Origin of the sequence: Desulfosarcina cetonica JCM 12296, assembly GCF_001311845.1 — a bacterium.
Taxonomy (GTDB): domain Bacteria; phylum Desulfobacterota; class Desulfobacteria; order Desulfobacterales; family Desulfosarcinaceae; genus Desulfosarcina; species Desulfosarcina cetonica.
The window spans coordinates 1-19,286 of the sequence record NZ_BBCC01000122.1 but is presented as its reverse complement, the minus strand read 5'-3'; the positions used below and the strand labels follow the sequence as shown (position 1 = coordinate 19,286).

Here is a 19,286-nt window from a genome sequence, read left to right as displayed (position 1 = left end):
CCTGGTGCCGGAACAAGGCTGGCGGGTGGCCGACACGGTGAATCTCTCCCGCCTGAACCTGAAGCCGATTGCCGTCTGCGCGCTCACCGGAGAACTTCCCGGCCGAGATTGTCCGCAAACCCGTACCGGCTGGTTCATTCCGGGCACCTCGCCCATCCGGGTGTGCACGGTTCACCGGGCGATTCCCATCGACAGCACCACCGGCCGACGGGCCTGCCGCTACGACCCGGCGCACACCCGGATGCAGACCTTCGAATTCTGGCCCTCGGATCTGTCGGCCGTTTTCCGCATGGCCGGTATCACCATCAAGTCTCCCCCGCCCTTCGCGGAAACCTGCGCTTTGGACCGGCAGGCCGCAGCCGGGCTGGCCCCGGCGATTACCTCACCCCAGCCCGACCTGGTCTATGCCCTGCGTAGCGACCGACCGACAGGCCGGGGGATTCCCTTTGCGGCGACGACCGACGCCGATGTCCGCCGGCTGTACTGGTTCGTCAACAACGGGTATGTGGGCAGCAGCAATCCCCGGGAACCCTTCCTGTGGCCGGCCCGCGGCGGCGATTTCGACCTCCGCGTGGTCGACGACCATGGCCGCGCGGCACACTTGATGATGACCGTTCAATGGATACAATAGGCAAATGGCCCCACCATCCATTTCATCAACCATGGAGGTTTGACATGCAAGATAAAACGTTCAAGGCCCTGGTGGTCAGCGAAAGCGGAGAAAAGCAATACCGGCGCGATATAATGGACCGTCGCATCGACGACCTGCCGCCGGGCGACGTGCTGGTGCAGGTTCACTACTCCTCCCTGAATTACAAGGATGCCCTTTCGGCCAGCGGGAACAAGGGGGTCACCCGCAAGTACCCCCACACGCCCGGCATCGATGCCGCCGGCGTGGTGGAGGAAAGCAGTACCGCAACGTTCCGGCCGGGCGATGCGGTCATCGTCACCAGCTACGATCTGGGAATGAATACGGCGGGTGGATTCGGCCAGTATATCCGCGTACCGGCCGGATGGGTGGTTCCCCTGCCCGAGGGCCTCTCCCTGAAGGAATCCATGGAATACGGCACCGCCGGGTTTACGGCCGGCCTGTCGGTGCATGCGCTGATCCACCACGGCGTCCAGCCCGATCAGGGCGAGATTCTGGTCAGCGGCGCCACCGGTGGTGTCGGCACCATGGCCGTGATGATTCTGACCAAACTGGGTTTTCGCGTGGCAGCGGTGAACGGTCACACGGACGCGTCGGACTACCTCCGGCAAATTGGCGCGCAAACCATCATCAATATCGAGGAGGCCACCGACAGCAGCGGCCGCCCCCTGCTCAAGTCGCGCTGGGCCGGCAGCATCGATGCCGTGGGCGGAGAACTTCTCGCCACGACGATCAAATCAATCCATGGCCATGGGGTGGTGACCAGCTGCGGCAATGTCGCCTCGCCGGACTTGCCCATCAATGTTTTCCCCTTCATCCTGCGCGGCGTTACCCTGGTGGGCATCGACTCCCAGAACTGTCCGATGCCCGAACGCATGGAAACGTGGAAAAAACTGGCCGGCGAGTGGAAGATCTCCCTGACGGCGGAGGCTGTCGAGGAGGTTTCGCTGGCAGGCCTCGACCGCTGTATCGATCGCATGCTAAACCGCGGTCATCGCGGTCGCACCGTGGTGAACCTGACCGACGCGGTGAATTGAATCTGATGTCCACCGACGGAGGCCGTTAGGTAAAAGGCCTCGTCGGTGGGAAAGGGTCAAACCTCACGTTCCAGGTTGATCGTCTTCGAGGGGCTGAAATCGATGGCGCCGAAGAAGTGCACCAGCTTGGCATCATCCCAGTTGACCAGGGTGTTCAACTTGTGCACGCCCAGCCGCTTCAAGTGGTCGAGAAACTCCCTGACCAGCTGCATGCCGATGCCCTGGTGTTGATAGTCGGGCTCGACACCGATGGTATCCAGGGTCGCCTCGGCCTGAAAAATCCCATATTCGCCCATGAAAAGATCGCCCATGACGAACCCCACCACTTGGCCTTCCGCAGTCTCGGCCACTATCGAAGTGGGAATATAATCCCGGGATTCAAAGAGTTTCTCGAACTTGGTACGATAGTAATCCGGGCGTGAGATCTTGAGCACCTTCGTATCAATCCCAACGACCGCGTCGAAATCATCGGCCGTCATCAGCCGATAATGGATGCTGCTTTTCATCTTGGGGCCTCCTCTCTCTCTTTTTGGCATCCGCCAGGGAACGATCCAAAAAGAAAATTTAAACGGTTAAGGGGGGTGTTACCGGAAGACCATTTCAAGCAAACACACGTCGACCTGCGAGACAAAGGAAGCGGTTGCCCACCGCCGCAGGAAACGCCACGGATAATTAATTGTCCACAGGATCCATTTTTCTGTCAACAGCTAAAATCGCCGGATGAGAAAACCGGATGCGCGGTAAAACGGGTCCGGCAAGACAGTACCGGCAAAGGATAACGGGTCAGCGTTGATCAACGACATGCGATCCTTCATTGCCCGGGATTCCAGTGGATCATCGCCGACCGGTTGCCCACCGGCCAGATATATCGGTCGCCCTCCTTGCGCAGATCGTGTTCCAGAAGCGAGCGTAAATACGGATCATGGGAAATATCATCCACCCGGTTGAAACGCCGTTTGACCTCGGCCAGCGCGTCGTCGATGGACGCATGCGTCCATGGATCCCAGCCGCCCCCGCTCTCCATGATCACATTCGGATAGATCCCCATTTGCAACAAGGCATTATAGGCCACCTGAAAGTTGGGGCTGTCATATGGCTGGCCCCATATCCGCATGGCGGCCTTGGCCATGATCGTGTCGCAAAAAAGAACCCGCAGGAGAAGAAAACAGGTCTTTCGGGTCATCTGGACCATTTTTTCCACAAAGGCCCTAAAATCAGCGACCCCGTACATGGAATGGGAAGCAAAGGCAAAGTCATGCGGGTCGACATCGATCTGGGGCCAGCTCCCCCGTTTGATGGTGACGCTGGTGATTTTTTCAGCGGCCAAATTCTCTTCCATTACGGCACACATGCTATCGGACGGATCGATCGCCGTTACCCGAGCGCCATGCTTGGCCATCAGTATCGCCCAGGACCCGGTGCCGGCCCCGATGTCCAATACGGTGGGATGCGGATGACGGTTCAACATCGCCAACAAGAAATCCCGCGACGCATCGGGCCGCGCCCATCGTTTTCTCACCATCCCATCGAAATCACGGGCACGCCGTTTCCAGTAATCCGTCTTCGCCGGCTTTGGTTTTCCGTTATTCCAATACGTGCTCTTCGCAATCGAAAGCTGTTGCCACAACAAAAGCCAATCGGCTACTTTTTCCATCCCATGCTCCTTTTCTCCATCCGCCATTTGCCTTTCCCTCATTTTGAACAAGCGTGCCATTTGCTGCAATTCCCATCGAGCGATTCGGGCGATGATCTTCCCCTCGCACCGCTCCCGGTTGTAACATGACCGTCATCATAGACGCAAAGAAAGCAATGCCTGTAGTACCTGATTTAATGACGTGCGTTAATTTAATAGGAACGCAAATGAATACAATCCGTCAGCGCAAAAGGGATTACAGCCGAATTATTACCTTGACAGAGCCGAGCGATGAAAGCTATGAACGGGGAAAGGTCCAAAAGACAATACAGCGTTCCATAATACGGAACTACTAACCCACTTCGCAAATCAACCAAATGTAGCCGGAATTACTGATTTTTAAGGCGACTTAGCAGGGGTGGGATATTTTTTTACCTTTATGATGAATGAAATTTATAATGTATTTATAGCAACAGTGAATTTTTAATGATCAAATTATTTTCATCCAATAATCAATCTACCAAGGAGGCGTGAATGAAAACACTGTCGACCATTTTCCTGTCCATCATCCTGATTATTGGCTTTTCCGCTGGCGCTGTATCCGCAAAAATCAAACTCACCTACAACAACTATTTTCCCCCCACGCACATGACCTCCAAAATGTCCGAGCAATGGTGCAAGGAGATTGAAAAACGGACCAATGGCGAGGTGAAGATCCAGCACTTTGCCGGGGGACAGCTCTTGCAGGCCGACAAGGTATTCGAAGGCGTGGTCCAGGGAATTGCCGATATCGGATTCAGCAATCTGGCATATACGCGCGGGCGGTTTCCCGAAATGGAAATCTGTGATTTACCGCTGGGCATGCCTTCGGGGTGGGTATCCTCCCATGTGGCGGATGCATTTTACCATAAATACCAGCCCAAGGAATTCGACAAAGCCAAAATGCTCTATTTCTCCGCCTGCGGTCCCAATCTGATTTCAACCACCGTAAAACCGGTGAGGACCTTGGAAGACCTCAAAGGCCAGACCCTGCGCGCCACCGGCCGAATCGCCGATACTGCGGCGGCATTGGGCGCCACGGCGCGGCCCATGGGAATCGGGGAAACCTACGAGGCCGTCAAGCGAAACGTCATCTCCGGCGTCATGCTGCCCCTTGAAACCATGAAAGGCTTTCGCCTGGGGGAACTGCTTAAATATTGCACGGCCAACTGGCAGGTCGGCAATGTTTATACCTTTTACGCGGTCATGAACAAACGCAAATGGGACAGCCTGCCGGAAAACATTCAAAAGGTTTTCGAAGAAGTAAACGCCGAATATGTGGAGAAGATGGCCGAAGGCTGGAACCAGATCGATATTGCCGGTGCCGAATTTTTCAAAAGCAAGGGCGGAAAGGTGATCCAGCTTTCGACGAGGAGGCCCTGAAGTGGAACCAGGCGGTCAAACCGGTCATCGACACCTACATCCAGGAGATGAGCAAGGTCGGTCTCTCCGCGGATGAGATCAACAGCCGAATTGCGTTCATCAAAGAAACCCGCAACGAGTTCGCCAAAACCCAGGCGGCCAAGGGAATTCCCATGCCGTATGCAGAATAGATAGAATCCGCGACCTGCGTCCGGGGCCATCCTCCGGACGCATTTTCTCTTGAGGGATGCGTGTATGCAGACAATTCGTGAATGGGCAAATCGACTGAGTCTTTGGGGTGAATGGGTCAGTGTCGTTGGCGTGATCATCATGGTGGCCATCACCTGTATCGATGTCATTGGCGCCAAGCTCTTTCTCTTACCGGTACCCGGCTATATCGAGGTGGTCAGTTTGATTCAGGTGGCAACCGTCGTTTTTGCCGTGGCCGCCACCCAACGCTACGGAGGGCATATCAGTGTCGAAATGTTCGTTGCCAAATTTCCGAAAAGAATCCGAGCCATCATCAAAGCCCTTGTCAGCTTGCTATGCCTGGTGATCTTTGCGCTGCTCATTTATGAAGGCATCGGTCTGGGCAACGCGTATCGCGAGGCCGGCGAAGTGACGGCCACCGTTAAATTCCCGTTTTATCCTTTTGCCTATGCCTTTTCGGTTGCCCTGATACCGATTGCATGATGATGGTAGCTGATTTCATTGTCGCGATAAAGGAGGCCCTGTCCTAATGGATCCGGTATTAACTGGCTTGCTGGGAATTGTCGTTCTGTTGTTGCTGTTCACACTTAACATGCCGGTATCCTTCGCCATGGCCTTTGTTGGCTTTGCCGGGTTTGGCTATCTGGTCAGTTGGGATGCGGCGGCGTCATTATTGATTCGCGATATTTTCACACAATTATCCAGCTATCCGCTAAACGTCATCGTTCTGTTTGTGCTGATGGGTTCTTTTGCCTTTGCTTCCGGCATGAGCACCCGGCTGTATGATTCGGCTTACAAAATTTCTGGCAAGATGCCGGCCGGCCTGGCCGTGGCCACGATCCTGGCCTGCAGCGGGTTTGCGGCCATCTGCGGCTCAACGGCCGCCACCGTGGCCACGATCGGGCGGGTGGCCCTACCGGAAATGCGCCGTTTTGGTTACAATCATCGCCTGGCAACCGGCTGCATCGCCTCCGCCGGCGTGATCGGCATCCTTATCCCACCCTCCACGATCTTCATCGTCTACGGCATATTAACCGAACAATCCATCGGGTCCCTATTTGCCGCCGGCATCATTCCCGGGTTGGTTTTGACACTTTTTTTCGTGCTCACCGTGTTCGCCGTTGCCTTTAGCGACAAAAACATCGCCCCCAGCGGCCGCAAGACCACGATGGGTGAAAAACTCAAGGCGCTCTGGCGCATCGCGGATATTTTCCTGCTTTTCGCCCTTTCCATCGGTGGTTTGTTTCTGGGTTGGTACAGCCCCAACCAGGCCGCCGGCATCGGTGCCGCCGGTGCCCTGCTCCTGGGCTTGATTCACCGGGAGCTGACCTGGAAGAAATTCATTACCGCCACCAAAGAAGGGCTTCGAACCGCCTGCATGATCATGATGCTGATCGCCGGCGCTTCGGTTTTCGGCAAGTTCATGGCCGTTACGACCATTCCCGCACAGCTTTCCACATGGGTTAGCGATCTTCCCCTCCCGCCCATCGGAATCATGGCGCTGATCTGCCTGATGTTCTTCCTCGGCGGATGCTTTTTGGACGCCATGGCGCTGATCATGCTTACCATTCCGATCATTTATCCGGTCGTTCTGCAGTTAAACTACGATCCGGTCTGGTTCGGCGTGGTGATCGTCCTGATCTCCCAGATCGCCGTGGTCACACCGCCCGTCGGCGTCAATGTGTATGTCACCAAAGGCATCGTACCGGACGTTCCCATTGCAGCGATTTTCAGGGGGACGTTTCCCTTTCTCGTGGCGATGTTTGTTCTTTTGATCATTGTCTTGATGTTTCCGGGCTTCATTTTGTGGCTGCCGAACCAGCTGGCGGTTTAAACGGCTGGTTCCGAAACAGATCAATGATCAGCGGGTCGGTTTTGAAATCTATCGAAAGGAAGACAAAAATGGAGGTAAAGGAACTGATGTTGCGCCCATGGGAAACGGGTTTCGAATTACCGCAAACGTTCAATATGGTCAACCTGCTGCTGGAACGTCATCTATCCGGAAACCAGGCGGATCGAACCGCGATCATCTTCCGGGACCAGGAATTTACCTATCGGCAGTTGGGCCGCATGACCAACCAGATCGGCAATGGCCTGATCCGATCGGGGGTTAAGCCGGGGGATCGCGTCGTCATCCTGCTGCACGACGGCCCCGAATATGTGGCCCTTTTTCTGGGAGCAATGAAGATGGGCGCCGTGCCCGTGCCGATCAATATGCTGGCCACCGTGGACGACCTGGATTTCTTCATCCGTGATAGCGAGGCCGCCGCCGTTGTCATGGAGTCCGAAATATATGACAAACTGGCCGATCGCCTGCCGGCGATGGATTGTATCAAAGCCCTTGTGGTCAACGGTGAGGCCCCCCAGGGTGCCATCGGTCTTGCCCCGCTCATGGAAGCGGCTTCCGACAAGCTCGATGTCTATCCCACATCCAAAACCGATCATTCCTACTGGCTTTACACCTCGGGAACCACCGGTCTGCCCAAAGGCGTCATCCATCTTCACAAGGATCTGGTCTATGCGGTGGAGACCTGGGGACAGCACGTGGTTAATTTCACACCGGTGGACCGCGTTTTCTGCTCCTCGAAATTGTTTTTTTCCTATGGACTGAACTTCGCCCTTTATCTTCCGCTTTACTATGGTGCGTCGGTGATTTTCAATCCGGACCGTCCCTTGCCGGAAACGATTCTGTCCATGATTGAGAAATATCGCCCCACCGGCCTTTTCTCGGTCCCCACCGCCTATGGGCAGCAATTGAATTATCTTGAAACCTGCGACAAGCAACCCGATCTGAGCAGTTTGCGATTCTGCATATCCGCCGGCGAGGCGCTTCCCGGCTCTCTGCTGCGACGATGGCGCGACCGCTTCGGCTTTGAAATCCTCGACGGTCTGGGATCCTCCGAAGTCAGTCTGATCTTCATCTGCAATCGACCGGGCAAGGTCAAGGAGAATGCCAGCGGCCTGCCCTTGCCGGGCTATACCATCGAGATCCGCGATGAGTTGGGAAATCCGCTGCCCGTGGGTGAGTTGGGCGAGCTATGGGTAAAAAGCAACACCCTGTTCGCCGCCTACTGGAAAAACCCGGAGAAGACCGCCGAAACCCTGGTGGATGGCTGGATGAAAACCGGGGACATGGGCCATCTGGATGAAGACGGCTATTTCTTCTATTCCGCCCGCGCCAACGACACGATGAAGGTCAGCGGGATCTGGGTCTCCCCCCTGGAAGTCGAGGATGCCCTGCTCAGCCATCCGGCGGTGGCCGAATGCGCGGTCGTGGGTGAAGCCGACGCCATGGGCCTGATCAAGCCCAAGGCCTTCATCAATCTTAAAAATGGGCACCAACCGAGTGAGGAAATCGCCAGCGAGTTGAAATTGCATGTCAAACAGAATCTGGCCCCGCACAAATATCCGCGCGTCATCGAGTTCGTCGATGAACTGCCCAAGACGGCAACCGGCAAAATCCAGCGCTACAAACTCCGTCAAGCCTAACGACTGAATAAAGAAACGCACAATACCATGGGTGAACGCCAACGCCGGCGTTCACCCTTTTTGTGGTCCCTTTTTTGTGGCCTTGGTAAACACCCACCGGTAAACACCTGCCCACGCCGCATCTCCCTCGCCGTCAAATTATAATATTCAAATAATTCATGTTGACGTTTTTAAATATGTTAGTATAGAAAAAAACAACGCACACAGCGACATTGCGCAATTGCAAAATGTTTTTATAAGTTTTTAAATTACATATTGCGATAGTCTCGGCCCGTTGGATTGACACAGACGATTTCAACACTCGATTTCAAACCTATTGGATCTGGAAATGGCGCTGCTCACCGTTCACGACCTGACTTTCGATTACGATGGGACGCATTCGGTACTGAAAAACATCAGTTTTGCCGTGGCGGGAGGCGCCATCTGCGGGCTTCTTGGTCCTAATGGATCGGGCAAAACCACCCTGCTGAAATGCATCAACGGCATCCTTATGCCAAACCGCGGTGAGGTTTGCATCAATGGCAGGCCCGTGGCCAAGCTCTCGCGTAAAACCATCGCCGGCCTGATGGCCGTGGTTCCCCAACTCACCCAGGTGGCTTTCGCCTTTACCGTCCTGCAGATGGTGGTCATGGCCAGAATCGCCTGCCTGGGAATGTTCGACAGCCCCTGCGCAGCGGACTGGCAGGCGGCCGAAGCCATCCTCGACAAATTGGGCCTGGCCCATCTGCGGCATCGCCCGTTCAATTCGCTGAGCGGCGGTGAAAAACAGATGGTCCTGTTGGCGCGGGCGCTCTTTCAGGATCCCCTGATCCTCCTCCTCGACGAGCCGACCGCCCACCTGGACTTCAAGAATCAGCACCTTTTGCTCGACCGGGTTCAGTCCCTGACCAAGGACAAGGGGTTGACCACCATTCTCACCCTCCACGATCCCAACCTGGCCGTTCGCTACTGCAGCGACCTGGTGATGATCAAAGGGGGGCGTATTCATCGACAGGGAACCACCCATGCGGTCTTCGATGCGGGCGTGCTGACGTCCATGTATGGCATGGATCTATCCATAGAGACCGGGGACCGCGGTGAATCCTTTGTTGTTCCAACCACCGCCGGCAATACGCCGACCCTCCATTGAAGGCCAACGGCGCTCACCCCATGACACGCACCCGGCGATCCTTCGTAGTTGCGGTTATCACCCTGGGGGTTGCGGCGGCCATCGCCGTTTCCTCCGGCCGCTATCCCATCGCCCTGTCGACCTTCGCGCAATTGCTGCATTTTCCCTTTTCCCCCACGGACACCCATGCCCCGTTGGCCCAAACGGTACTGGTTCTCTGGTCCGTGCGGCTGCCCCGGATTCTCATGGCCATCCTGACCGGTGCCGCTCTCGCCGTGGCCGGGGTTGTCTTCCAGGGGTTGTTCAAAAATCCCTTGGTCTCACCGGCCATCTTGGGCGTGACCACGGGGGCCAATTTTGGCGCCGCCCTGGCCATGCTGCTGGGCGGCTCCGCACTGCTGCTGCAACTGTCGGCCTTTACCTGGGGCTTGATCGCCGTGGGGCTGGCCTATCAGATCGGCAAGCGGGGCGACCATTCGATCACCACCCTCGTTCTGGCCGGCGTGATCGTCTCCGCGCTCTTCATGGCAGGGATATCCCTGATCAAATGCAAGGCCGACCCCCTGGGCCAGTTACCGGCGATTGTCTTCTGGACCATGGGCAGTTTCAACAGCATCGTCTGGCAGGATGTCACCACGGGGGGGACGCTGATCCTCATCGGCATCATGATCAGCTATCGGTTGCGCTGGGGACTCAATCCCATGGCCTTGGGGGAGGAAGACGCCCGGGCGCTGGGTCTGGATGTTTCCCGCCGGCGGCTCGGCTATATTCTCGTGGCCACGCTGACGGTGGCGGCGGCAACGGCCGCGTGCGGTAATATCGGTTGGGTCGGGTTGGTCATTCCCCACATGGCCAGAATGATCGTCGGTGCGGACCACGCCGTCCTGCTGCCTTTTGCCGGCCTTCTGGGAGGCATCTTCATGCTGGCCATGGACACCCTGGCCCGAACCCTTCCCGGCGGCGAAATCCCCGTGGGAATTCTGACGGCCGTCGTCGGCGCTCCTTTTTTCGGCATCCTGTTGGTACGCAACCGGCGCCAGGCCTGGAGTCCTTGATGCTTCAAGCATAACCGTTCAGTCGAAAGTGAAAAGCACATGATCGATCATTTCCAATCAGGCCAATCCGCCATTGACACCCGTTGGCGCCTTATCCGTTCATGGCGGATACTGCTGGCAACGCTCTTCGTTTTTAGCTTTTGCCCGCCTTTTCTTCCGCAAGCCACCGCCGCGGACACCCGCATCGTCCGCGACATGGTCGGCAGACAGGTCCGAATCCCGCGAATGCCCCAACGGATCGCCTGCCTGCACGGCCCCAGCTATGAGAAAATCTTCGCCCTGGGCGGTGCCGATCGGGTGGTCATGGCCGCCAACCTGGACCTTCCCTGGGCGCATCGGTTAAATCCGGCCCTGGACCGGATTCCCATTGCCGATACCTTTGCGGCGCCGGATGTGGAACGGCTTCTGCATTTAAACGTGGACCTGGTGATCTACCCCCCGTTTCAAAAGCAACTGAATCACCTGACGGCCGCCGGCCTGCCCGTGGCAATCGCCTATGACAGCAAACGCCGCCCGACCACCCTTGAGGCATTTATCGCGGATTATTACACCCAAATCCGGTTCTACGGCGAACTGCTCGGTGGCCAGGCACCGGCCATCGCCGATCAATACTGTGCCTATGCCGACGAACGCATTCGCCGGGTAACCGCCATCACGTCCACCATTCCCATGGCCAAGCGCCGCGGGTATTCTACTTCTGCGGGCAGGTCGGCGGACCCGCCGGCACGCAAACCCGGTACTCCACGGCCGATTGGCTGGTAGCGGCCGCCGGCGGCATCATGCTGACCCATGATGAGGCTGCCTATTTCGTCAACGTGACCACCGAACAGATGATCCTGTGGAATCCGGATATCATCATCGTGAGCACCCTGCCCACCATTGAACCCGTGGTGACCAATCCCCAGTGGCGCGATCTTCGTGCCGTGCGTGAGAAAAAGGTCTTCATGAGTCCCCAGGGAATCTTCTACTGGAGCCACTTCAGCACCGAATCGTTTTTGTGCATTCTTTTTCTGGCCAAGCAATTCTACCCGGAGCGTTTCCCGGATCTCGACATCCAGGATGAACTGCAAGCCTACTACAGCCGTTTCTACCATTATGCGCTGACCGACGACGAAGCCCGGCGAATCTTGAATCATCTGCCGCCAAAAGACACACCCTGAAGGGTAATCGCGGTCCGACCAGTGCTGCAGACGATACAGATGCACCTGTTTTTGCCGGCGTCCATATTTCGCACCCACGCTTGATGAAACCCCAAGGAAGAAGAGGAGATGAGCATGATGCAAAGCAAACGACGATGGATGAAAAGAATTCTGGGCGCGTTGGCGGCCAGTGTGATCGTGACCACCTGTGCCGTGGCCCAAGAAACCGTTGAGGGACAGGTCTTTACCTTAGGCGAAGTCGTGGTCACGGCCGACGGGAGTGCGGCTACTTCGGCCACCACGGTAACCGAGGTTTCCAGTGAGGAGATCACCGCCAAGGGAGCCTCCACCATCGCCGAGGCACTCACGTTTTTACCGGGGGTCGTGGTCCGAAATACCGGCAAAGGCGAAGCCCATGTAAGCGTGCGTGGTTTCGAGCAGGGCCAGGTCAAGGTCCTCATCGACGGCGTGCCGGCCCGCGAGAGCTATTTCGGAACGGTGGATCTCTCCATGCTGCCGGCCGATGCCATCTCGAAGATCACCATCACCAAGGGCGCCAGTTCGGTTCTCTACGGCGCCAATACCATGGGCGGGGTCATCAACATCATCACCAAGAAAGGCACGGCGGTTCCCCAAACCGCCTTCACCGCCGCCTTCGGCGACTACCGCACCGCCCACTATGCACTGAACCACGGCGGCAGCAAGGGCGCGATAAACTATTGGCTCTCCGGCGGATATCAGACATCGGATGCTATCGCCTGTCCAACGATTTCGACCCCGACGATCCCGAAGTGGGCGAGGCGTCATCCTATCATGAAGATGGCGGCAAGCGCGACCTCAGTGACTATCGGAAAAAAGTCTCGATTTCAAGGTCGGCTACGATCCGGGCGGCGACTCAAGCCTGTATCTCTCCTTCGATTATGTCGACGACCAACGCGGCATGCCCGTTTTTTACAATCGCTACTGGTCCTATGACCATTGGCGCCAGTGGCAGGCCAATCTGGTGGGTGAACATCGCTTCGCCGACTTGCTGAAGGTCAAGACCCGTCTGTTTTACGTCAGCCACAACGACGGCATCAAGGATGTCAGCTGGGATGCCGAGCACGCCACCAACCCCAGAAGAAAATGGTTCGAAGAAAGTTATTATGACGACTTTTCCGTCGGCGGCGAGATCCAGACGACCAGCACGCTCACCGATTGGAATACCCTGCGCTTCGCGCTGCACTACCTGGAGGATAACCATAAGGAGGCCAACTATCTCACCGCCGACTGCATGGACGTCCGGAGTGGCGCCGAATCCGTGGGCTGGACCGCTGAGGATGAATATGAAGCCAGGACTATTCCCTGGCCGTGGAAGACGAAATCGCCCTTTTCAATCGGCTCTCGATCGTCCTCGGTCTGAGCTACGATACGTTCGAGCCCACCCAGACCGCCGATCAACCCGAACCTGGAAAGATGGATACCTTCAACCCCCAGATCGGCCTGGTGTTCGACCTCACCGACGCCACCCGATTGCATGCCTCGGTGGGCAAAAAGACCCGCTTTCCGAGCTTGAAGGAACTTTACAGCGAATACGGCGGCGGCAATCCCGACCTGGATCCGGAAAGGGCCATCGCCTATGAGATCGGCGCCAGCCACCGGTTTTCCGAGCGGCTGACCACTGAAGTATCGCTTTTCTATAACGATATCGACGACCTCATCGACACCAAACGCATCGATGGCAACAATGTCTATATCAACATCAACGAGGCGATCATCTACGGCGCCGAGGCAGTCGTCCGGTTGCGCCTCACCGACGACTTCAACGCCGAGCTGAACTACACCTACATGGAAACCCAGGACCGCGCCAACAACGATCGCGATCTGGAGGCACGGCCCCGCCACCGGTTCAACCTGGCCCTGGCCTATCGGTTTGCCTTCGGGCTCACGGCCAACCTGCAGGCCAGCTATGTGCAACGTCAGTTCTGGGAAAGCGCCAACACCTATGAATGGGAAAAACTGCCGGATTATCTGCTGGTCAACGCCAAACTGACCCAGCGGTTGAAAACGATCGGCGGTCTCGGATCGGAAATTTTCTTCCAGGCGGCCAACGTGCTGGACAAGGATTACTATGAAACCAACGGTCCGGAGCCGGGCTTTAACTTCCTGGCCGGCATCACCCTTCGGCTTTAGGGTTGCCCGGGAGCCACCGTTATGTCAAAAATGATTGTTATCCACACCAACGAGACCTTCTCATGAAATGTACACTCTGTGAACGGCATTGCCACATCGCGGCCGGCCAGGCCGGTGCCTGCGGCATGATCACCAGCGACGGAAGCAGTATCCAAGAGCGCTATCCGGATCGCTATTTGGCAGCGGTGGAAACCGCCATCGAATCCATGCCCATGGTGCACTACCACCCCCGGGGACAGTTTCTCCAGGTGTGCACCGTGGGCTGCAACTTCACCTGCCGGGGATGTGTGTCGGGAATCCTGACCGACCACCTGACGGCCATCCAGGGCACCTTTCAAACCATGACGCCGGAAGCCGTCGTCGACAAGGCCATCGCTTTGGGATGCCTCGGTGTGATGTTCTGCTTCAACGAGCCGACGGTCTCCTACTTCACCTTCCGCCGCCTGGCCGAAATGGCCAAGCGCCAGGGCCTTCGGGTCGGCTGCTCGACCAACGGATATATGACCGAAGCGGCCCTAGATGGCCTGATCCCGCTGCTGGATTTCGTCAACATGGGCCTCAAGGGAGCCTGTGACGAAACCTACCATGCCTGTGGCGTGGCGAGCATCGCGCCGGTGCTGCGGAACCTGGCGCGGCTGGTCGACTGCGGCGTCTACGTCGAGATATCGGCGATCTTTCGCCGGCATGGCGAGACGGAACTGCTCCAGGCCGCCGAGCAGGTGGCCGCCCTGTCGGCGGATATTCCCTTCCAGGTGATGCGCTTCATCCCCTTTGGCGACGCCCCCGAGGAGATGGAGCCCAGTGTCCGCCAGGCCGAGGCGGTGTGCAGCCGAGTGCGCCAGCATCTGCGCCATGTCTACCTGTTCAACACGCCGGGAACCGACGCCCTCAACTCACGCTGCCCGGCGTGCGGGGAAACGATCATGCGGCGGGGATTCTTCGGGCCCATGTGCGCCAATCTCTTCGACTACCGGCCGGACGCCCGCTGCGACTGCGGCTACCAATTGCCCATCGTGGGCGAAATCCACGATACCCCGGCCAATGAAAGCGGCTATTTCGGCGGCTACCGCACGATCAATGCCCTCAGCATGATCCGGTCCATCCTCGAGGTCATCGGGGTGACCGACAAAACCCGGACCGACGCGGTCATCAGCCATGTCCTGGCAACGGACCTCATCAAGACCCTGCACAACCGCCTGAACCGGATCGAAGCCTATTTCGACACGGTGGATGAATTTGCCGCCATGACCGGCCGGGAGGCGCGAGCGAAGGCGTTCCGGCACTATGTGGGGGATCGCGTGGCCGCCATTCAGGCCAAGGTCGGCGATCTTCCGAAGCCGCCGGTGTACTGCACCCTGGGGCATCCACGCATCGCCATGTTTGTGGATAAGATGGAATCCTGCCTCATCGAGGCGCCGGCGGGGAGCTGACCAACCGCCGGATCGAAAGGGAACGGCGACCCGGCATCCCCATTTCCGATGTGCAGTTCAACCGCATGGACGCCCAGATCATCATCGTTCCCAGTGCCGCGGCCTGGCCGGCGGACGATGTCGTCGCCTATTGCGCGGAGAACGGACTCAGCGTGCCGGCCCTGGCCACGGGCCGGGTCTTCCATCTTGCCCCCTATCGGGCGGCCACCAACCCTGACTGGGTGCTGGGCTGATGCACCTGGCCAATCTGATCCACCCGGAGGTCTTCGATTTCGACCTGCCCGGGGAGGCCGATGCCTTTTACCAGGAATTTTACCACCGCGCTTTCGATCCCGACGGCAACCGCGCCATCGGGAAAGCCAATCCACGGCCGATCCATGCATCGGTCTGAATGAAAGGACGCATCCCATGTCGCGCAACTGGACCCAATCCCGGACACCCGCCTTTGACGAAACGGGCGCCCGCAAAATGAACGAAATCGCCAAGACGGTGTTCGCCCCCATCTACCCGGTGATCGCCCGCAACGCCATGGCAGCGACCGGCATCCGCCAGGCGTCTGCATCGACCTGGGCAGTGGCCCGGCCATGCTGGCCATGGCCATGGCCCGCGAGGCACCTGAAATGGACATCGTCGCCTTCGACTTCTCGGAGGCTCCCGGGACATCGGCCGTGAGAACATCGCCGAAGCCGGACTGGCCGACCGGATCCGCACCGAAGCCGGCGATGTACACGCCATGCCCTTTGACGACGGCGAGGCCGACCTGATCGTCAGCCGCGGGTCGATGTTTTTCTGGGACAATCTCAAGGATGCCTTCAGGGAAATCTACCGCATCCTGGCCGTGGGTGGGGCCACCTATATCGGTGGTGGTTTCGGCAATCGGGAACTGAAGGACCAGGTGATCGCCGAAATGCTCAAACGGGATCCCACCTGGGACTGCTATGCCAAGAAAAAAGCCGATGCGGACAGCCATCGGCGCTTCGCGGAACTCTTCCGCGAAATCGGCTGTCCGGTATTCAAGATCATCGACGATGACACCGGCTTTTGGGTTGTGCTGTCCAAAACCGCATAGCTCCCGTTTACGCAGAGCTTTCAAGCCGCGCAGATCCCATAACTCGGCAAAAGATCATGGATCACGTGGAAGCGGTGCGCCAGGACAGCGTCATGGAACCGCTTCCAGTTACTCGTCAGGAATTCCTCCCGATAGGCGTGCACCGGGAGATCGAAATTGGTGCCCAGGGCCGCCTCCTTCCATGACCCCTTGCCTTTGCCGGCATATTCAACAATTTCCGGGCCGAAGCTGAATTTCCCGCTTTTAATGGCTTTTAGCCAGGCGTCGTGCCGTTTATCCCCATCCTCCTTGGTCGTCGTGCGGAAGAGGTCTTCAATGGTCTGTCGATCCCGATCCCCAAGCCCCGGCACGTCAGCATCGGCATCGCCGGCGATAAAGCGCTGCATGGCCATGCAGAGGGCATTGGCCGCTTCACAGAAAAGATCCGTATTGTCCCGGACGATTTCCGCCCCGTGGTAATTGCGGTAACGCCATTTGAGAAACGGCATGTCGGGAAACACCAGGGCCCGGCCATGTCCCAGGGGGGGGATTGCATCATCCAGGAAATTGTTCAGGACGCTCGACAACTTTTTTTGAATCCACCGGAATTGCCCAGTTCCTCGGCTTTCTCCACCTCATTGACCGGATGCAGCAAGCCGGCAAACCCCTGGTGGGCCCAGGTATCGGCATAAACGTGCATGGCCACGCCCAATCGATGCAAGCCGTAGGGTTTGTCTTTTTCGACGATCGTCTGACGCACCATGTCCCGGGCAATGGGGCTGTCCGGCGTGCAGATGATCTTCTCGATGAACCGGCCGTCCGGGTTCTCGCCCGCCGGCAGGCCGCCGTTGCCGGGCAGAAAATGAAACGGAACCCAGACCAGATGGTTGGCCAAGGTCTCGGCGTTGCGTTTGTCGATCATGCGATGGGCGGTACTGATGCGCGCGTACATGGCCTTGTTGTCAAAGTGGACGGTCCCCGAGCTGGTGGCGTCGTCCACGTATTGGGCCGCATAGGCGACAATCTGGGCATCTTCCGGCTCAAAGCCCGCCAGCCGGGCGGCCACATAGGTGGTGGCATGGTGAAAATCAATCTGCATGGTTGACCTCCTTACCGATCCTGCCGGATCGATAGCCGTGTTCGATGAATGGTGCCCATTTTTCCAATTCTTCGGCGGACATGGGCGTCTTTGGCAGCGTGGCATCCATGGGGCGCCCCACATGGGCCGCCTTGGACAATCCGAACGGATGGTAGGGCAGCAGAACAGGCTGGCCGAGCCCTCTGTCCCGCAACCGGCCGGCAATCGCGTAAAGATTCTCGCGGGTGGCCGTATACCCGGGAATCAGCGGGATCCGCGGCACTACCTTTTCAGGCGCACGGCGGGCCAGGATTTCCAGGTTGGACCAGATCCGCTGGTTATCCACACCAAGGATCCGCCGATGGCGCACCGCATCGCTGATTTTCAGATCATAGTAGATCAGATCAAGATTCGTCAGGCATTGCTCCAGGAAGTCGTCCATGGCAAACCCGCCGTTGGTTTCCAGCAGCGTGTGAAGTCCCTCGCGTTTCAATCGCCGCAGCAACCGGCCCATGAAGGCCATCTGCAGGGTCGGCTCGCCCCCGGAAAGGGTCACGCCACCGCCGGAGGCAGCATAAAACGGTCGGTCACGCAGCAGGATCGCGGTCAGTTCGGCAACGTCGTAGGCCTTACCGGCGACCTTAAGGGCCCGCGTGGGGCATATTTGGGCACACTGCCCGCACACCGTGCAGCGCCGGCGATCGATGCGCTCCGGTCGCCCCAGATCCACCGCCCCCTCCGGGCACACCGCGACGCAATCGCCACAGCCCATGCAGCGCGCCGCATAAAAAAGGATTTCCGGCTGTGGGCGGATGAATTCGGGGTTGTGGCACCACGGGCAATGCATCGCGCAGCCCTTGAAAAAGACCGTCGTGCGGATTCCCGGCCCGTCGTGCAGGGCATAACGGCCGACGTCACCGATGATCGCACGCACGGTTGCCTGGCCCATGACCGATACGGGTGATCGTTTTCCCCCGTTGATCATCCCGGCATCATCATCAGCTGCAACTGCTTGGCCAGAAAGCCGAAGCGATAGAGATAGTTGAGATTGCCGTCGGTCTGAACGTCCTGGCGCAGCATGGACCCAAAATATCCTGTTTGGGGGAAAGCAGGAAGTTAAACAGGGTTCGCCCATCCCGGAAGGACACGGTGATATGGGGATCGGCGATGGTTTTCTGCTCGACATCCAGCCGGCCGTCCTTGAAAATGGCACCGACGGTCATCTTGCCATCCTTGCTGTTGAACTGGTAGCGTCCGTCGAACTTGCGGATGTTCTCCCGGTAATCGGGATTGATGGCGAACATCAGGCGCATCAGGTTGAGCAAAAGGGACAGAAACTGCTCGGCAGCCTCGGTTTCAAGGGTCTGCTGAAACCGCTGCCAAAGCTGCTGCAAATAGATCGTATGCATATCCGTAGGCATGTCCGGCTCCTTTGGAGACTAATCTTGACCGTCGAAGGGCACCGCCCGGCCGTCGGTCAGTCCGTATTGGGTGCGGGTAATCAACTCGTCTTTCATCAGATCGTTGAGATCTTTGAAGTAGGCCGAATACCCCGATACCCGCACCATCAATTCGGGATAATTTTCCGGGTGCCGTTTGGCGTCCTGGAGCATGGCGTAATCCATGATGTTGAACTGGACCTGCTGGCCGCCGGAACGAAAATAGGCCTCGATGGTCTGGGCGAAGCGCTGGCGCATGGCCAAAAGATCCTTCTCCGGCGTGTACTTGATGTTCAGCGCCCAGCATCCCGGCACCTGCTTGCCCCCCAGTTCGGCAACGGCATTGAGGCAGGCGGTCAGTGCCGGTGCGGCGCCGGATACCGGGGTGATGCCGCTGG

Annotated in this window: 26 protein-coding genes; 19 read left to right on the top strand and 7 right to left on the bottom strand. The window is 57.8% G+C overall.

What is annotated here, in order from left to right; genetic code table 11:
- A partial coding sequence (locus JCM12296_RS22610; RefSeq protein WP_281492124.1) for a penicillin-binding protein 1C occupies positions 1–631 on the top strand: 631 nt, incomplete at its 5' end.
- Positions 632–675: 44 nt separating this feature from the next.
- A complete protein-coding gene (locus JCM12296_RS22605) occupies positions 676–1,686 on the top strand; it encodes a YhdH/YhfP family quinone oxidoreductase (protein WP_054698314.1) in 1,011 nt (336 codons plus the stop codon).
- Between the two features lie 56 nt (positions 1,687–1,742).
- Here the strand turns inward: JCM12296_RS22605 and JCM12296_RS22600 are convergent, their stop codons facing one another.
- Together JCM12296_RS22600 and JCM12296_RS22595 are read right to left on the bottom strand one after the other, a co-directional pair.
- On the bottom strand, positions 1,743–2,192 hold the full coding sequence (locus tag JCM12296_RS22600; protein ID WP_054698312.1) for a GNAT family N-acetyltransferase: 450 nt from the start codon (positions 2,190–2,192) through the stop codon (positions 1,743–1,745).
- A 305-nt stretch (positions 2,193–2,497) separates the two neighbouring features.
- Positions 2,498–3,340: a class I SAM-dependent methyltransferase gene (locus JCM12296_RS22595; protein ID WP_054698310.1), complete on the bottom strand. Its 843-nt coding sequence runs from the start codon at positions 3,338–3,340 to the stop codon at positions 2,498–2,500.
- Positions 3,341–3,853: 513 nt separating this feature from the next.
- On the opposite strand from JCM12296_RS22595, the gene JCM12296_RS22590 reads away from it, so the two are divergent.
- The 17 genes from JCM12296_RS22590 to JCM12296_RS42360 all read left to right on the top strand — a co-directional run bounded on the left by JCM12296_RS22590 (position 3,854) and on the right by JCM12296_RS42360 (position 16,392).
- Entirely contained in the window at positions 3,854–4,741 is an 888-nt protein-coding gene (locus JCM12296_RS22590) for a TRAP transporter substrate-binding protein (protein ID WP_054698308.1), read from the top strand.
- 47 nt (positions 4,742–4,788) lie between these two features.
- A complete protein-coding gene (locus JCM12296_RS47975; RefSeq protein WP_281492123.1) occupies positions 4,789–4,911 on the top strand; it encodes a hypothetical protein in 123 nt (40 codons plus the stop codon).
- A gap of 64 nt (positions 4,912–4,975) precedes the next feature.
- On the top strand, positions 4,976–5,413 hold the full coding sequence (locus JCM12296_RS22585; protein ID WP_054698305.1) for a TRAP transporter small permease: 438 nt from the start codon (positions 4,976–4,978) through the stop codon (positions 5,411–5,413).
- Between the two features lie 46 nt (positions 5,414–5,459).
- On the top strand, positions 5,460–6,764 hold the full coding sequence (locus JCM12296_RS22580) for a TRAP transporter large permease (protein WP_054698303.1): 1,305 nt from the start codon (positions 5,460–5,462) through the stop codon (positions 6,762–6,764).
- Between the two features lie 68 nt (positions 6,765–6,832).
- Positions 6,833–8,419 (top strand): benzoate-CoA ligase family protein, encoded by a 1,587-nt coding sequence (locus tag JCM12296_RS22575; RefSeq protein WP_172684040.1) that lies wholly within the window; start codon positions 6,833–6,835, stop codon positions 8,417–8,419.
- 328 nt (positions 8,420–8,747) lie between these two features.
- A complete protein-coding gene (locus JCM12296_RS22570) occupies positions 8,748–9,548 on the top strand; it encodes an ABC transporter ATP-binding protein (RefSeq protein ID WP_157067821.1) in 801 nt (266 codons plus the stop codon).
- Between the two features lie 20 nt (positions 9,549–9,568).
- Positions 9,569–10,582, top strand: coding sequence for a FecCD family ABC transporter permease (locus JCM12296_RS22565; RefSeq protein WP_054698300.1), 1,014 nt, complete (start codon positions 9,569–9,571; stop codon positions 10,580–10,582).
- 39 nt (positions 10,583–10,621) lie between these two features.
- Positions 10,622–11,344, top strand: coding sequence for a TroA family protein (locus tag JCM12296_RS22560; protein ID WP_054698298.1), 723 nt, complete (start codon positions 10,622–10,624; stop codon positions 11,342–11,344).
- A 17-nt stretch (positions 11,345–11,361) separates the two neighbouring features.
- The gene (locus JCM12296_RS22555; protein WP_054698297.1) at positions 11,362–11,742 is read left to right on the top strand and encodes a TroA family protein; all 381 of its coding nucleotides are present in this window, start codon (positions 11,362–11,364) and stop codon (positions 11,740–11,742) included.
- 114 nt (positions 11,743–11,856) lie between these two features.
- Positions 11,857–12,696 (top strand): TonB-dependent receptor, encoded by an 840-nt coding sequence (locus JCM12296_RS22550; protein WP_172684039.1) that lies wholly within the window; start codon positions 11,857–11,859, stop codon positions 12,694–12,696.
- Complete coding sequence (locus JCM12296_RS22545; RefSeq protein WP_054698294.1) at positions 12,662–13,123, top strand: hypothetical protein; 462 nt, start codon at positions 12,662–12,664, stop codon at positions 13,121–13,123. The genes JCM12296_RS22550 and JCM12296_RS22545 overlap by 35 nt, the downstream gene beginning before the upstream one ends.
- Positions 13,072–13,893 carry a TonB-dependent receptor plug domain-containing protein gene (locus JCM12296_RS22540; protein ID WP_054698292.1) on the top strand — a complete coding sequence of 274 codons (822 nt, stop codon included), beginning with the start codon at positions 13,072–13,074 and terminating at the stop codon, positions 13,891–13,893. The genes JCM12296_RS22545 and JCM12296_RS22540 overlap by 52 nt, the downstream gene beginning before the upstream one ends.
- A gap of 62 nt (positions 13,894–13,955) precedes the next feature.
- A complete protein-coding gene (locus JCM12296_RS22535) occupies positions 13,956–15,323 on the top strand; it encodes a radical SAM protein (RefSeq protein ID WP_054698290.1) in 1,368 nt (455 codons plus the stop codon).
- A gap of 50 nt (positions 15,324–15,373) precedes the next feature.
- Positions 15,374–15,556, top strand: a complete 183-nt coding sequence (locus tag JCM12296_RS22530) for a hypothetical protein (RefSeq protein WP_054698288.1) — start codon at positions 15,374–15,376, stop codon at positions 15,554–15,556.
- On the top strand, positions 15,556–15,714 hold the full coding sequence (locus JCM12296_RS38760) for a hypothetical protein (RefSeq protein ID WP_157067820.1): 159 nt from the start codon (positions 15,556–15,558) through the stop codon (positions 15,712–15,714). The genes JCM12296_RS22530 and JCM12296_RS38760 overlap by 1 nt, the downstream gene beginning before the upstream one ends.
- Before the next feature lie 17 nt (positions 15,715–15,731).
- A complete protein-coding gene (locus JCM12296_RS42365) occupies positions 15,732–15,995 on the top strand; it encodes a hypothetical protein (RefSeq protein WP_218188230.1) in 264 nt (87 codons plus the stop codon).
- On the top strand, positions 15,985–16,392 hold the full coding sequence (locus JCM12296_RS42360; protein ID WP_218188231.1) for a class I SAM-dependent methyltransferase: 408 nt from the start codon (positions 15,985–15,987) through the stop codon (positions 16,390–16,392). Before JCM12296_RS42365 ends, JCM12296_RS42360 begins: the two co-directional genes overlap by 11 nt.
- Before the next feature lie 20 nt (positions 16,393–16,412).
- Here the strand turns inward: JCM12296_RS42360 and JCM12296_RS45410 are convergent, their stop codons facing one another.
- The 5 genes from JCM12296_RS45410 to JCM12296_RS22505 form a co-directional block, all read right to left on the bottom strand.
- Positions 16,413–16,958 carry a DUF6765 family protein gene (locus JCM12296_RS45410; protein ID WP_246804750.1) on the bottom strand — a complete coding sequence of 182 codons (546 nt, stop codon included), beginning with the start codon at positions 16,956–16,958 and terminating at the stop codon, positions 16,413–16,415.
- On the bottom strand, positions 16,943–17,470 hold the full coding sequence (locus JCM12296_RS45405; protein ID WP_246804749.1) for a DUF6765 family protein: 528 nt from the start codon (positions 17,468–17,470) through the stop codon (positions 16,943–16,945). The genes JCM12296_RS45410 and JCM12296_RS45405 overlap by 16 nt, the downstream gene beginning before the upstream one ends.
- Positions 17,460–18,434: a glycyl-radical enzyme activating protein gene (locus JCM12296_RS22515; RefSeq protein ID WP_054698286.1), complete on the bottom strand. Its 975-nt coding sequence runs from the start codon at positions 18,432–18,434 to the stop codon at positions 17,460–17,462. Before JCM12296_RS22515 ends, JCM12296_RS45405 begins: the two co-directional genes overlap by 11 nt.
- A gap of 13 nt (positions 18,435–18,447) precedes the next feature.
- Positions 18,448–18,870: a hypothetical protein gene (locus JCM12296_RS40145; protein ID WP_054698284.1), complete on the bottom strand. Its 423-nt coding sequence runs from the start codon at positions 18,868–18,870 to the stop codon at positions 18,448–18,450.
- An 18-nt stretch (positions 18,871–18,888) separates the two neighbouring features.
- Positions 18,889–19,286 (bottom strand): glycine radical domain-containing protein (locus tag JCM12296_RS22505; RefSeq protein WP_281492122.1); only part of this gene is annotated, 398 nt, incomplete at its 5' end.